The sequence below is a fragment of the Paenibacillus dendritiformis genome (assembly GCF_015845845.1).
In the GTDB taxonomy this organism is placed as follows: domain Bacteria; phylum Bacillota; class Bacilli; order Paenibacillales; family Paenibacillaceae; genus Paenibacillus_B; species Paenibacillus_B dendritiformis_C.
This window is the reverse complement of record NZ_LDIG01000244.1, coordinates 1-13,217: the sequence shown is the minus strand read 5'-3', so window position 1 is coordinate 13,217 and position 13,217 is coordinate 1. Positions and strand designations below refer to the sequence as shown.

Sequence of the window (13,217 nt, the reverse complement as noted above, 5' to 3'; positions counted from 1 at the left end):
TAATTAAACTAACATTGGACTGTAATAAGTCGACATGGGATCTCCTTCAGTTGATTCGCATCTATGCGGAAAAACCATGGGAAAATTTGATCGCTGCACTCAACCGCAAGCCGACCCGAACATCTAGGGGACGACCAAAGCGAAATGGGAGACGTCCGAAAAAGGCAACGAAGTCGATGAAACCGAAACTGATTGTGAGGTAATGACAAACGAAAAATACTTTTACATATAATGGATAACGCGCAGGGTCTATTTCCAGCTCGACTTTTTTAGACTTAGCGCGGACATTGCAGATGTAAATATATATCATATATTGATGTTAATTGAAATTAGATTATGAACTAACCGCTCGATGCAACGCTAGTGCAAAAATACAGCATTTTCCCGGGTTTTTAGCGAAAAATGATGAAATTCCTGCAAAAGTGCAGCTTTTTCGCCCCTCTAGCCTCGGATCGAAGCTGAATGAGGAAAAATGATGCAGATTTGCAGGAATTCTTTTTTCCGATAGAAGGGGATGAACCAAAACTGCATTATTGCAGCATTCAACGAGTGAGAATTGCCTTATACACCACTAGTAACGAGTCGTACTGTACACCTTTGGATGAGCACCGAACCGCACTGTACACCATGGATGAGCACTGTACCGGACTATACATCATAGGATGAGCACCGAACCGCATTGTACACCACCGGAGGAGCAGCGAATCGCATGGTAAAGTGCACGGAACGATTATTGAACTGCGTAGTGCAGAAGCAGGACGAGATCTGAACTGCGTTGTCGCGTGTACGATGGGGACGAATCGTGTGTTGCGCAGTATAAGATTAGTTGAATTCGGCTTTGCGGCGTTGGACGAACGATTGCCGATGTGCATGATACGGAAGTGGATGGCGGGTGCCGAAGAGCCGACGCAAGTGCCTGGCTGGTAAGAGGCAAACACGGTAATATTACGGGAAGTTAAGTTGCCGAAAAGAAGCCCGTCCCATGTCCCGGCAAGCCACATATACGGGAGGGGCGACATGCGATCACGATCAGGGAGCCTTATGTGCTGCCTCCGCGAAAAAGAAAGGGAGAGGCGCTTGGCGTCTCTCCCTTTTCCAGTAGGGGGGCATATGTTGTAAAAAGTGTGTTATCCTGCTGGCGCATGCGATTGCTTCTTGGCGGGCCGGCGTGCTGCCGGAGGACGGGAGGCCGGCTTGCGCGCTTCGAGGGCCGCTTCCCGCCGCATGATCAGATTGTTGGCGATCAGCGCGCCGACGATAAGGAGCGAGCCGATAATTTCGGCCGCGGAGACCGCGTAGCCCTGGATGACCGAGATAACGAAGGTCGTCGCAGGCACGAAATTAATGAACAGCATGCCGTTCACCGAATTGAGCTGTTGAATGCCCTGTATCCAGCTCAGCAGGGCCATCAGCCCGGCGACGACGATCATGAACAGGAGCTCCGGAATGATCCGGACCACCTCGGATGCTTCCGGGACCTCGATGAGGCCGAGAAGCGTCAGGCCGAGGACGGCGGTCATCGTCGTCGCCGCTCCGTAGATGCAGGTCAGCGCAGAGAAGCGAAGCGCCGACCAGCCGGAGAATTGGCCGCTGCCGACGGTGAAGACGACCCATCCGATAACGCCGGCGAATACCGACAGGAGGGGCAGCAGCTTCAGACTGCCGTTCGCGAAGGCGGTGAAATCGCCCTTCGTGACGACGAAGAGCACGCCGATGAAAGCGACGGCCACGCAGCCCAAGGTCCGGATATTCGGACGCTTGCGGGTCAGCGACCAGACGAGCAGCACGGCGAGCATCGGCATGAACGATTCCATGATCGACGCGAGCAGCACGCCGGATTTGCCCAAGTGATGTTGGCCCCAGAAGACGCCAAAGTTATATACCATAAAAGCGAGCGTTCCCAGTCCCCACAGCTTCATGCCATGGCCTTCGGTCCGGAATGCCTTTTTGCCTTCCCTCCAGGCAAGCAGCAATACCAGCAGCACGGTGACGGCACTGTAGCGAATGCCGGAGAACCAGAACGGATCGATATGATGCAGCGCGCTCTCGGCCACAGGGAACATCGCTCCCCATGCAATTGCGGAGAACAAACAAAATAAAGCGCCTTTCCAAAAACGGGACTTGCTCATGATGTCACTCACTCCTGTATGCACTATCCGAATTAAAGCAGCTAACCTACATCATAGTGCTGCTCAGCTATCTTGTAAAACAATTGAAAGTGATTTAAGATATCACTGATAATGATACCTGAATCAGCGCGATCGGAGGGACAAGCCAGCGATGGAAATCAGCGATATACACATTTTTTTGGCCGTCGTCGAGCATGGCAGCGTCAGCCGGGCGGCGGAGGAGATGGGCTACGTCCAGTCCAATGTGACCGCCCGGATTCGCCTGATGGAGCAGGAGATCGGATACCCGCTGTTCCACCGCCACCGCCGGGGCATGACCTTGAATGCGGAGGGACGGAAGCTGCTCCGCTATGCGGAGCGCATGGCATTGCTGATGTCGGAGATGAAGAAGGCGTTCCAGGATCCCGACGATCCGGCCGGGTCTCTGCTTATCGGATCGATCGAGACGGTCGTCGGGCTGCCTGATATTCTTAGTCTGTTCTACCGCAACCATCCGAAGGTCGATATTTCTCTCGTGACGGGCGTGACCGAGAAGCTGACCGAAGAGGTGCTTGAATATAACTTGGATGGCGCGTTCGTCTCCGGGCCGGTGAACGCGGCCAATATCGAGACGATTCCGGTGTTCGAGGAGGAGCTGGTGCTTGTTTGCGGACCGGATGCATCGGAGGGCCAGCCTGGCAAGCCGCTTCCGTTCCGGGAGCTGCTGCATCTTCCGCTGCTCGTCTTCCGGCGCGGCTGCGGATACCGGGCGCAGCTCGAACGATGGCTGCAGCAGGAAGGCATTCAACCGACGAAGGTGATGGAGTTCGGCACGCTGGAGACGATCATCGGCACGGTGGCGGCCGGGCTTGGCATTACCGTCGTGCCGCGGGCCGCCGTGAAGAAGCAGGAGGCGGAGGGCACGCTCAACGTGTTTCCGATTCCGGCCCCGTTCAACAAGGTGTCTGTCGTCTACATCCGCCGGGGAGACTCTTATCTTGGCAGCGTAGAACGGAGATTTATTGAAGCAATCGGAGCGATTCGAAGCCGGCGAAGCGCGTGAAGCGAACGTGAACAAGCTAAGCAGCGAATAGGGGACGGAAGTCCGGGCAGTACGTCAAGAGCGAAGCTGCTTGAAATCGAAGAAGGAGCGGTCCGTAGCGGGTGCGCTCCTTCTTCGATTCTATTCGGTTCGCTTCTGCTCCGGCTTCGGCGCGGAAGCGCAGCTTCCGGATGGGCAGGAGCGAGTCAGGGCGCATGAGGCGCAAGCGCCCTGCTTGCTTTTGCGGATATGCCGGATCAGCGTCCAGCCGGCGTAGCCGAAGATAGCGGATACGAGTGCAATCTCGAACCAGGGCATCACCATCATCCTTTCTTACATATAGCCAAGCCAGTGTCCTATTGCCGTGACAACCAGCGCCGCGGCATAGGCGAGGATGAGCGAATATCCGATAGAGAACCACGTCCACCGCCACGAAGCCGTCTCCTTGCGCAGGATGCCGACGGTCGCGAGACAAGGGACGTACAGCAGCAAGAACACGCAGAACGTATAGGCGGACAACGGCGTGAAGGCTTGGGCGATCTGCGCCTGCAGCATCGCCGCATCCGGCGCATGATAGATGATGTTCATCGTGGACACGACGATTTCTTTGGCCAGGAACCCGGTCAAGAGCGCGGCCCCGGCTTGCCATGTCCCGAAGCCAAGCGGTGCGAGCAGCGGGGCGAGGAAGCCGCCGATCATCGCCAGGAAGCTGTCGTCCATCTCTACTCCGAGCCCGCCGGGGCCGGCGTAGGTGAGGAACCAGATCAGGACCGAGCCGCCGAGAATGAAGGTGCCCGCTTTGCGGACGAAGCCCTTGCCCTTCTCCCATGTGCTGCGGAACAGCGTCTGCCATTGCGGCATCCGGTAAGGCGGCAGCTCGACGACGAAGATGCTGTGTTCTTCCTTCATCAAGCGCTTCGTGAACAGCTTGGCCAGCAGCAGCGACAGCACGATACTGAGCAAGTACAGGCTGAGCACGACGATCGCCTGATGCGCCTGGAAGAACACGCCGGCGAAGAGCGCATAGACCGACAGCCGGGCGGAGCAGGACATGAGCGGGACGAGCAGCGTCGTGACCAGCCGCTCCCGCGGCTGGTCGATGGTGCGTGCCGCCATGATGCCCGGCACGTTGCAGCCGAAGCCGATGACGAACGGGATGAACGCCTTGCCGTTGAGGCCGACCGCTTCCATCAGCCGGTCCATGACGACGGTGACCCGGGCCATATAACCGGAATCTTCAATGAACGAGATGAAGAGGAACAGCAAAAAGATTTGCGGCACGAACACCAGCACGCCTCCAACCCCGGCGATAATCCCGTCCTCCAGCAGCGCATGGGTGAAGGAGGAGGCTCCCGCCGCGTCCAGCAGCGCCGCTGCTCCTTCGGTCAGCGGGCCGGAGAAGAACGCGTCCAGCGCATCCGACAACGGCGTGCCAAGCCAATCGAAGGTAACTTTGAAGGTCAGGAACATGATCAGGATAAATATCGGAATGCCGAGCCATCGATTCGTGACAATGTTATCGAGGCGCTCTGTCATGGTTCGGGCCGGCCGCTGCTCCGCATGGACCGATGCAGCGATGGCCTGGCGGATGAATTCCATCCGGATGCTGCGCAGCCGCTGCGGAAGATGGAGCGCAGCGCCGCTGTCCTGCAAGCGCTGCTCGGCTTCTTCGATAATACGCCCGATCTGGTGAATTTGCTCGGCGCCAATCCGCTTCTGGACAGATTGGCGAACCGTCTCGTTCTGTTCGATATACTGCAGCGCCTTCCACCGTACCGGAACGGCGTCATCGCCGGGAAGAAGCGCGGCGATCCGCTCGATCGCCCGCTCCACCTCGTCGCCGTAATTCAACTCCAGCGGGCTGCGCCGTTTGCCTGTCTGCTCAAGCCGCGATGCCGGGGTGCCGCCTGCTGCGGGCCCGCGAGCCGAGGCCTGCGGAGATGCTTTTTCGGCCGCATGCGGCTGAAGGCGCTCCAAAATATGGGCGATGCCCTGCTTCTTGCGGGCGTTCACCGGAATGACCGGGACGCCGAGCGCGGCGGACAGCTTCGCCGAATCGATATGAATGCCTCTTCCGGCCGCCACATCCGTCATATTGAGGGCGACATATACAGGCACGCCGTACTCCAGCAGTTGTACAGTCAGCATAAGGTTGCGTTCCAATTGGGACGCGTCCACGACATTGACAATCGCGTTCGGGCATTCGTCGAGCAGGTACTGCACGGCGACGCTCTCATCTTTGGACATCGGATGAAGCGAGTAGATGCCCGGCAGATCAATCAGGGCGCCTGCCTGACGATGCAGCCGCCCCACCTTTTTCTCTACGGTTACGCCTGTCCAGTTGCCGACGTATTCGTAGGAGCGGGTCAGGGCGTTGAACAGGGAAGTCTTGCCGGTATTCGGATTGCCGACCAGCGCGGTAGTCTGAGCGCTCATACCGAATTCACCCCGATACGCCGGGCCTCGCTGCGGCGGATGCCGATCAGTTGGCCGTTCGCTTCGAGCGTGAGCGGTCCGCCGAGCAGGCCGGCGTGCATGACCTGGACATGCGTGCCTTCCTCGACTCCGAGCTCCATCAAGCGCCGGCAGACGGCTGGATTGGCTTCGGACAGATCGCAAATACAGCCTGTCTGTCCAGGCTTGAGTTCGGATAGCGGCGTGATTGATAGAGCAGGACGGGGAAAATGACGGCCCATCGTGTTCATCCTTCTTTCTGTGCGCGGAATATAGTTAACAAATGGCAATGAGAATCTTTATCAATCGGTAATCGGATTTTATCACAGCCATGTCCGGGTCCTCTGTGATTTTGATCATAGCGAAAAATAAGTGAACCGGCATTTTCCGAAGTATGTTTCCTGCGGAAACAATTTTGCTGCTCATGGAGTCTTGCCTGCGGCGCTCCCGCATCGAATGCAAGCCATCTTCCCAATGCTCGAACACCGGACTTTTGAACACGCGCTTAACTATGAAATGATTGTAAAAAGCAGAATCGCGATGGAGAAAGAAGCTGGATTTCCTTTACTTTGAGAGGCGTTCTCTATTAGAATAGAGAGAAAATTATTTTTGAGAAGGAGATAGCGGGATGAAAACGAATCATTGTAAAATTATCGACTGCACCATTCGCGACGGCGGTCTCGTCAATAACTGGGATTTCAGCGTCGAGTTCGTGCAAAGCTTGTATGCCTCATTGAACGAAGCGGGCGTCGATTATATGGAAATTGGCTACAAAAATTCGCCGAAATTGCTTAAAGGCGCTGGTGAAGCGGGCCCTTGGCGTTTTTTGGATGACGATTTCCTGCGTAAAGTCATTCCGCAAAAAGGAACAACCAAGCTGTCGGCCCTCGTTGATATCGGACGGGTGGACGAAAATGATATTTTGCCTCGTTCCGAGAGCATGCTCGATCTGATCCGTGTCGCTTGCTACAGCAAAGACGTCGACAAAGCGCTTGATCTGATTCAGCTTTTCCACGATCGGGGCTATGAGACAACCATTAATATTATGGCGCTCTCCAACGTGATGGAGAACGATCTGATTGAAGCCTTTGCCATGATTAAGGACAGCCCGGTAGACATCGTCTATATTGTCGATTCTTACGGCAGCCTCGATCATAACGATATACATTACCTGGTGCACAAGTTCAAAGAGCATCTGCCGAACAAGCGCCTGGGCGTGCACACGCACAACAATATGCAGCTCGCCTTCTCGAATACGCTCGTCGCAGCCGAACTGGGCGTCGAGATTCTGGATGCCTCCGTCTACGGCATGGGACGGGGAGCGGGGAACTGCCCGACCGAGCTGCTGCTGACGCATCTGAAGAACAGCAGATACCATATGCGTCCGGTGCTCGGCTTCATCCAAAATTATATGCTGAAGACGCGCGAAAAATGGGAGTGGGGTTACCTGATTCCTTATCTGGTCACCGGAACGCTCGATGAACATCCCCGTTCGGCCATGGCGCTGCTCGCCTCGGACGAGCGTGACCAATACGTCGAGTTCTATGACCGCATGACGACGCCGGAAGTCAGCTTTTCTCAAAAGAAGCCGGAATAATGAATTACAATGCAGATGGCCCGCTCCCAAAACAGGGATGCGGGCTCTTTTTTCATGAAGCAATGCTATGCGGCGCCATCGTCAATCCATGCGGATATATTGTCTTTGGCCCGTTTTCGCATTGTAGTATACCTGGTATTTATGACCGTCGCGCGGATCGATAAAAATTTCCTTGGTCGGGGCATAATCGGCGTTGATGCCGATCGCGTCGCGAGGATTGTCGACTTGCTTGTAGCGCTTGTCAAAATAGGTTTTGCCGATGATGATGAGGATGATCAGGCCAAGCAAAGGGAGCCCGTATACGACTAACGCCGTACCTATCACTACCCACATAAGCGTCCTTACCTCTGAGCCGGTCTCAGCTTGACGACCGTTCCGTAAGCCACGATCTCGCTCATGTTCTGCGCGACGTCGCCGCTGTCGAAGCGCATCATCGTAATGGCATCGCCGCCCATCGCGTGCGCGTTCTCGATCATCCGATCCATTGCCTGACGCCGGGCGTCCTCGATCATCTGGGTGTATTGCTTGACTTCGCCGCCGACCAACCCTTTCAAGGAAGCCATAATGTCTCCGCCGATGCCGCGGGCGCGCACGACGACGCCAAAAGCGGTGCCTATCACTTCAGTGACTTCATAGTTTGGGATATTTTCGGTTGTTGCTACGATCATTCTTACCATCTCCTTCGTGGGGCAAATGTATGCATCCACCCTATATATACCTAATACGCCGCAACATGACTAACGTTTCAAGGCGGCGAGTGGCGCAAGTTCATTCTAATTCATAGTATACTCAAAATGAATAGCGGATTGCTGCAGATTTTATTGGAATGCAGCGCTAAATTGGTTATTATGGATACTAGATGACAACAATGTGGCTTGCAGGATGACGATGACAATGAGGAGAGAAGGATATGAAAGTCAGTATTTTTGATGTGGCCAAAAAAGCTGGCTTGTCTGTCGTAACGGTATCCCGTGTCTTGAACAATGCCCAAACTGTTCGAGAAAAGAATCGCCAAAAGGTTCTGCAGGCGATGAAAGAACTGGACTATCACCCGAATGCGGCGGCACGAAGCTTGGCGAAAGGCAAAACCGGAGTCATCGGCATGATTGTCACGACGCTCCAGGATTCATTCCTGGACAGCATCGTGCAAACGGTGTCTTCGCTGTTGAAGGATCACGGATATTATCTTGCTTTGTCAGTCGCAAATTATCCCCAGGAGGAAGGCGTGGGGAGGGATTTTATCGAGGAGGACCGGGTTGATGGATTGCTTCTCCTGTCGCCGATTCATGAATTGTCCTACTTGACGGAGCTGCGGAACCGGAATATTCCGTTCGTGCTTATCGATCATCAGACCGTTCAGCCGGATGTTCACGGCGTTACCGTCGACAATTATACCGGAGGCTATGAAGCGACCCGCCATCTCGTCGAACTGGGGCATCGTTCCATCGCCCATATCCAGGGACCGGACTTCTTCCTCAGCTCGATCGAGCGGGAGCGCGGATTCAGGCAGGCGCTGGCGGAAGCAGGCTTGGAGCCGTTCGCGGTGGAGCCGGGCGAGTTCTCGATTGAATCCGGTTACCAGGCGGTTCGCAAATGGCTGGATCAAGGGCAACTGCCGACGGCCTTGTTCGCCGCGGACGACTTCACGGCGTTGGGCGCAATCAACGCGTTGACGGAAGCGGGCCTGCGGGTGCCGGAGCATATGTCGATCGTCGGGTATGACGATCAGGTGCTTGCCTCCGAGCTGCGGCCGCGTTTGACCACGATGCGTCAGCCGGCCGTGCAGATCGGGAAGGCGGCGGTGGACATGCTCGTCAAGCAGATGAACGGCGTCTCGCTCACAAACCGGACCGTCCGTCTCAATTCGGAGATTATCGTCCGGGAATCGACGGCAGCGCCGCAATCGCAATGAGAACAGTCAGGGCCATCGTCTCATCGTCTGCAGGAAGGCGGCATGAGCTCCCATGCGGGATCTCATGCTTTTTTGCTGGGAAGCGCAACCGGGACAAGAACGGCAGACCGGAACGGGAGGATCCTTGTCCGGCTGCCAGGGTCTGGACGGCAGAATGAGCGGGGGAGGATGCGCAAATGAGCGACAAGATGATTAAGCGGTTGATATTATGGATTCCTACATTGACAATCGGGCTATGGGAATATGTCAGACATTCCTTTTTGCTTCCTTATTTGTCGATGGACATGGGCAATATATTGGCTCCGATCATCGTGTTCATCGTATCGGCGACGCTGCTGACGCGCCTGTTCAAGAAGCTGGACGATACGCAGGCGACGCTTCGGCGGGAGCAGCGGATGACGGCGGCGCTGGAGGAACGGGAGCGGCTGGCCCAGGAGCTGCATGACGGCATCTCGCAATCGTTGTTCATGCTGTCGGTCAAAATCGACCGGCTGGAGTCATGCCCTCCGGAGGAGAAGCAGGGTCAACTGGATAAGCTCCGTCAGACAGTGAGGCATGTGTATGACGATGTGCGGCAAGCGATTGCGAACCTGCGGACCGTACCCCAGGAAAAGGATTTTACCTGGTCCCATCCGTTCATGCAGATGATCGAGGATATTCATAGAGATACGGAGTGGGAGATGGATGTCGCCTGGTCCATCCCGGAAGAATCGCTGACGATTAAGGAGAAGATCGCTTTGTTCTCCTGCGTGCGGGAAGCATTGACCAATGTGAGGAAGCATGCGGACGCGAAGCATGTGCGAGTCATTGGGCGGCTCAATGGGGACGGCTTCGAATGCGAGGTGCGGGATGACGGCACGGGGTTCACGGGCGATCCTTGCGCCGCGGCCGGGAAGTACGGATTGAAAATGCTTCGGGATCGGGCCAGGACGCTGGGCTGGCATTTCGAGATGAGGCGGGACGCCGGACAGACGATTATGCGCGTCTCGAAGCGCGGTGCCGCCGAACGGCTGGCCGAGGCGCGGTAGGCATGAATCGAGAGGAGAGGGGACGATGAGTATGGGGGGACAACCGGTGTTCCGCGTGTTGATCGCTGACGATCATGCGCATGCGCGGGAAGGGATGCGGGATATTTTGGCGATCGATCCCTCCTTCGCCATCGTGGGCGAAGCGGTGAATGGCGAAGAAGCGATCGCGATGACCGAGACGGTGATGCCGGATATGATCCTGATGGACATCTCGATGCCGGTGATGGACGGGCTGGAAGCGACCAAGCATATTAAGGAGCGGTTCCCTTATGTCAAAATCGTCATGGTGACCGTATCCGACGATATAACCCACTTGTTCGAGGCGCTGAAAAAAGGAGCCCAAGGCTATCTTCTCAAAAACTTGCAGCCATCGGCATGGCACGAGTATTTGCGGGCGATCGCCATTGACGAGGCGCCGATGTCGAAGGAACTGGCTTTTCGCATTTTGCAGGAATTCTCCACCAAAAACAGCAAAGCGCCGGCGCATTCCCCGTTGACGGTGCGGGAGCGCGAAATATTGGAGCGGGTGGCCAGGGGCGAGTCGAACAAGGAGATTGCCGCCCAATTTTCTTTATCCGAGCATACGGTCAAAAATCATTTGAAAAATATTTTGCAGAAGCTTCATCTGGAGAATCGCGTGCAGTTGACGCGGTACGCCCTGGAGAACGGCCTCGTCGACTCTTAAAGAGCGATGCGGCCGTCATTTTCCCGTGACCGGGAGGGTTCAGGATGGCTGATTTTACCGGTTCATTTTTTCGTAAATTGGCTTGCATGATACTCAACTATATGGTATATTAATTCTTGTCAAAAGTTACTTTGTTTCGGGACGTAGCTCAGCTTGGTAGAGCACCTGGTTTGGGACCAGGGGGTCGCATGTTCAAATCGTGTCGTCCCGACCATCTGTTGTTGATTGGACACACTCGGTCAGTTTTTGCGGGATCTGGGTGTGTTTTTTGGCCTCCGCGGGTGTAGTTCAATGGTAGAACGCTGGCTTCCCAAGCCAGCAGCGTGGGTTCGATTCCCATCACCCGCTCCAATTTTTTCTTCATAACCTTTTACTACTTTTGCCTTGGTCGCTGCGACCGGGGCCTTTTTTGGTTCCAAAGAAATGTGGAAAGCTTTTAAGATCGTTTCTCTTAGCTGTTCATCCCGCTGTTCCTTCTGGCTTCTCTTTTGCTTCGCTTCGGAAGACCAGTACCTGTAGTATCCGCTTCTGGAAACCTCGGACACTTTACATAAATAGTTGACCATACGGTGGAGTTGATATTTCTCGATGATGGTACGGATAAAGACATATTTTTGGGTAGGTGGCAGTGCTATTCTTTGTTCTGCCCCCTTTCCGCGAAGCGAATCTTTTTTAAAAGTTCGTTCTCCGCTCTTAGCAAGGCATTCTGAGCCTCCAGCCTGGCATATTTCTCTTCCAGCGACAGCTCCCGTTTAAGGGGTCTTCCTAATGATTTACTTCTCGTATCCTGTAAACCTAAAACTCCGTTCTCCTGGTAACTCGCACGCCATCTCTTTCCCGAAGATCTGACTCTTTGGATCCCAATGATGGTTACGTCAAAACCGCATTCTTCAAATATTTCTCTCGGCAGTTTGCCCTTGTTATTCTCTGAGATGAACAATTGCTTAAACGCATCCGTATACGTGATTGCCTTTGAAGAAACGGACTTCACATAAGGATTGTTAGATAACAGCTTGATTTCTTCATCTGTAAATAATTTCTTGCTCATTATAATTCCTCATTCCCATTTTTCTGCTATAAACAAAAGTACCCTATCGAGAGACTTTTTTAAAGTGTCTACTCGATAGGGTACAGTTTAGAGTTCCACAGCTCTTGTTTTTTATTCTATGGTCAGACATGTTGATTAACCAAATTGTGTAACTCAAACAAGCCCGGCAGGGCTGAATTTTTCTCTTATCCTCTGCATCTTAACGAGCCATTCGGGAGGAAGGGAATTTAGCCTAAATAGACGTGCAAAGTGAATAAAGGACAGCTTTTGATGCCTAGATACGACCCCTTGAGTGGTATCAAATAACCATTTGAGTAACACGTAAACGATGAGAGCTACAAACAGCTGCCCGTACACGGCATTTTCAGTTGTCCCGAACAAAGTAGGGATATTCAAGTGCTGCTTGATCCAGCGAAAGAAAACCTCGATTTGCCACCGGGCTTTATACATCTGTGCGATTTCTTCTGGGGTCACTTGCATGAGATCGGTAACGACGCGGAGTTCTCGGCCATCGAAATCTTGGAAGGTAACGACGCGATGCCGCTTCTTGGATCGACATTGCTCTGTTCCAAGTTGGCACGTAATGTCCCGGATGACCGGGCTGTTAGGCTCTTTTTGCCGGCGTAGAGCACGTGGTTTTTCAAGATGAACGTTATCACGCAGTCGAACGACAAAGGATTGACCTTCTTCTTTGAAACGATCTAATCGTTCGAGCTTCCCGTAAGCCCGGTCCATAACCATAATGTAATCCAAATGGGTTAAGCTTTCACAGAGCGGACCATCATGTTTCGAACCAACCGTTTCGACCACGTTTAGAGGGGAGTCGCATTGGGCTTGCAAAGAAACATGTAGCTTAATGCCCGAACGCTCACCATGGTAAGGGGCCCAGGGCAAGCGAGTTTTTCCTACCGTTACGGTCGTCGAGTCAATCAAAAGCAATTCTTTAGGAAAGGCCAGCTTTCGGGTCGTTTGACGATTACAGGTTTGGATGAGCCGGTGTAGGAGCTCCTTGAATACAGCAAAGGGAACCTCAGCTGCCTTTCCGGAAAAACTGGAATAATGGACAGGAAGCAAGCCGCTGGCTGCTGCATGAACCACACCTGAACGGTAGCTATCCCATTGTTCAGAGGCAGCCATCGCCCAATATTGTAGCAAATGATGGACGGTAAACTTGCGGGCCTTGTCTTTATAGCCGGCGAGTTCGATTGCAGAATCGATTTCTTCTGCAGGCAAAACGGATTGAAGGATGGACAGGATCGTGGTAGACTTTTTCATGGAGTCGCCACCTTTCTTCGGTTGAGTTTGTAGGCGTACAAACATTTTACCGGGTGTGCGGCTTTTTT

General features: G+C 54.1%; 12 protein-coding genes, 2 tRNA genes and 1 pseudogene. 7 read left to right on the top strand and 8 right to left on the bottom strand.

The window, feature by feature from the left end:
- Positions 1–1,127: 1,127 nt before the first annotated feature.
- Positions 1,128–2,129 (bottom strand): DMT family transporter, encoded by a 1,002-nt coding sequence (locus ABD76_RS24180; protein WP_197259563.1) that lies wholly within the window; start codon positions 2,127–2,129, stop codon positions 1,128–1,130.
- 151 nt (positions 2,130–2,280) lie between these two features.
- Between ABD76_RS24180 and ABD76_RS24175 the strand changes: the two genes are divergently transcribed.
- The gene (locus ABD76_RS24175; protein ID WP_197259562.1) at positions 2,281–3,171 is read left to right on the top strand and encodes a LysR family transcriptional regulator; all 891 of its coding nucleotides are present in this window, start codon (positions 2,281–2,283) and stop codon (positions 3,169–3,171) included.
- A gap of 120 nt (positions 3,172–3,291) precedes the next feature.
- Here the strand turns inward: ABD76_RS24175 and ABD76_RS24170 are convergent, their stop codons facing one another.
- From ABD76_RS24170 to ABD76_RS24160, 3 genes are read right to left on the bottom strand one after another with little or no spacing between them, the layout of a single operon-like run.
- Complete coding sequence (locus tag ABD76_RS24170) at positions 3,292–3,468, bottom strand: FeoB-associated Cys-rich membrane protein (protein WP_197259561.1); 177 nt, start codon at positions 3,466–3,468, stop codon at positions 3,292–3,294.
- A gap of 15 nt (positions 3,469–3,483) precedes the next feature.
- A complete protein-coding gene (gene feoB, locus ABD76_RS24165) occupies positions 3,484–5,586 on the bottom strand; it encodes a ferrous iron transport protein B (protein WP_197259560.1) in 2,103 nt (700 codons plus the stop codon).
- Positions 5,583–5,846, bottom strand: a complete 264-nt coding sequence (locus tag ABD76_RS24160) for a FeoA family protein (RefSeq protein WP_197259559.1) — start codon at positions 5,844–5,846, stop codon at positions 5,583–5,585. The genes feoB and ABD76_RS24160 overlap by 4 nt, the downstream gene beginning before the upstream one ends.
- A 386-nt stretch (positions 5,847–6,232) precedes the next feature.
- Between ABD76_RS24160 and ABD76_RS24155 the strand changes: the two genes are divergently transcribed.
- Entirely contained in the window at positions 6,233–7,201 is a 969-nt protein-coding gene (locus ABD76_RS24155) for an aldolase catalytic domain-containing protein (RefSeq protein WP_197259558.1), read from the top strand.
- Positions 7,202–7,282: 81 nt separating this feature from the next.
- On the opposite strand, the gene ABD76_RS24150 is transcribed toward ABD76_RS24155, so the two are convergent.
- Both ABD76_RS24150 and ABD76_RS24145 read right to left on the bottom strand, forming a co-directional pair.
- Positions 7,283–7,534 carry an HD family phosphohydrolase gene (locus tag ABD76_RS24150; protein WP_197259557.1) on the bottom strand — a complete coding sequence of 84 codons (252 nt, stop codon included), beginning with the start codon at positions 7,532–7,534 and terminating at the stop codon, positions 7,283–7,285.
- Between the two features lie 8 nt (positions 7,535–7,542).
- The gene (locus ABD76_RS24145) at positions 7,543–7,869 is read right to left on the bottom strand and encodes a YbjQ family protein (protein ID WP_133379463.1); all 327 of its coding nucleotides are present in this window, start codon (positions 7,867–7,869) and stop codon (positions 7,543–7,545) included.
- Between the two features lie 242 nt (positions 7,870–8,111).
- Between ABD76_RS24145 and ABD76_RS24140 the strand changes: the two genes are divergently transcribed.
- From ABD76_RS24140 to ABD76_RS24120, 5 genes are all read left to right on the top strand, one after another.
- Positions 8,112–9,113 (top strand): LacI family DNA-binding transcriptional regulator, encoded by a 1,002-nt coding sequence (locus ABD76_RS24140; RefSeq protein ID WP_197259556.1) that lies wholly within the window; start codon positions 8,112–8,114, stop codon positions 9,111–9,113.
- A gap of 176 nt (positions 9,114–9,289) precedes the next feature.
- Entirely contained in the window at positions 9,290–10,141 is an 852-nt protein-coding gene (locus tag ABD76_RS24135) for a sensor histidine kinase (protein WP_197259555.1), read from the top strand.
- Positions 10,142–10,166: 25 nt separating this feature from the next.
- Positions 10,167–10,826 (top strand): response regulator, encoded by a 660-nt coding sequence (locus ABD76_RS24130; protein WP_197259554.1) that lies wholly within the window; start codon positions 10,167–10,169, stop codon positions 10,824–10,826.
- Positions 10,827–10,963: 137 nt separating this feature from the next.
- Positions 10,964–11,040, top strand: a tRNA-Pro gene (locus ABD76_RS24125).
- Positions 11,041–11,103: 63 nt separating this feature from the next.
- Positions 11,104–11,177: transfer RNA gene (locus ABD76_RS24120), tRNA-Gly, on the top strand.
- A gap of 50 nt (positions 11,178–11,227) precedes the next feature.
- On the opposite strand, the pseudogene ABD76_RS24115 reads toward ABD76_RS24120, so the two are convergent.
- A pseudogene (locus ABD76_RS24115) lies at positions 11,228–11,874 on the bottom strand (HTH domain-containing protein); the annotation flags it as partial.
- Between the two features lie 153 nt (positions 11,875–12,027).
- On the bottom strand, positions 12,028–13,217 hold a 1,190-nt coding region (locus ABD76_RS24110), incomplete at its 5' end, for an IS4 family transposase (protein WP_242069277.1).

Excerpts from the sequence above, each read along its gene's own strand:
- ABD76_RS24135 (WP_197259555.1), top strand. The coding sequence starts at position 9,290 with ATGAGCGACAAGATGATTAAGCGGTTGATATTATGGATTCCTACATTG.
- ABD76_RS24155 (WP_197259558.1), top strand. The coding sequence starts at position 6,233 with ATGAAAACGAATCATTGTAAAATTATCGACTGCACCATTCGCGACGGC.
- ABD76_RS24180 (WP_197259563.1), bottom strand. The coding sequence starts at position 2,129 with ATGAGCAAGTCCCGTTTTTGGAAAGGCGCTTTATTTTGTTTGTTCTCC.
- ABD76_RS24150 (WP_197259557.1), bottom strand. The coding sequence starts at position 7,534 with ATGTGGGTAGTGATAGGTACGGCGTTAGTCGTATACGGGCTCCCTTTG.
- ABD76_RS24145 (WP_133379463.1), bottom strand. The coding sequence starts at position 7,869 with ATGATCGTAGCAACAACCGAAAATATCCCAAACTATGAAGTCACTGAA.
- ABD76_RS24170 (WP_197259561.1), bottom strand. The coding sequence starts at position 3,468 with ATGCCCTGGTTCGAGATTGCACTCGTATCCGCTATCTTCGGCTACGCC.
- ABD76_RS24175 (WP_197259562.1), top strand. The coding sequence starts at position 2,281 with ATGGAAATCAGCGATATACACATTTTTTTGGCCGTCGTCGAGCATGGC.
- feoB (WP_197259560.1), bottom strand. The coding sequence starts at position 5,586 with ATGAGCGCTCAGACTACCGCGCTGGTCGGCAATCCGAATACCGGCAAG.
- ABD76_RS24140 (WP_197259556.1), top strand. The coding sequence starts at position 8,112 with ATGAAAGTCAGTATTTTTGATGTGGCCAAAAAAGCTGGCTTGTCTGTC.
- ABD76_RS24130 (WP_197259554.1), top strand. The coding sequence starts at position 10,167 with ATGAGTATGGGGGGACAACCGGTGTTCCGCGTGTTGATCGCTGACGAT.
- ABD76_RS24160 (WP_197259559.1), bottom strand. The coding sequence starts at position 5,846 with ATGGGCCGTCATTTTCCCCGTCCTGCTCTATCAATCACGCCGCTATCC.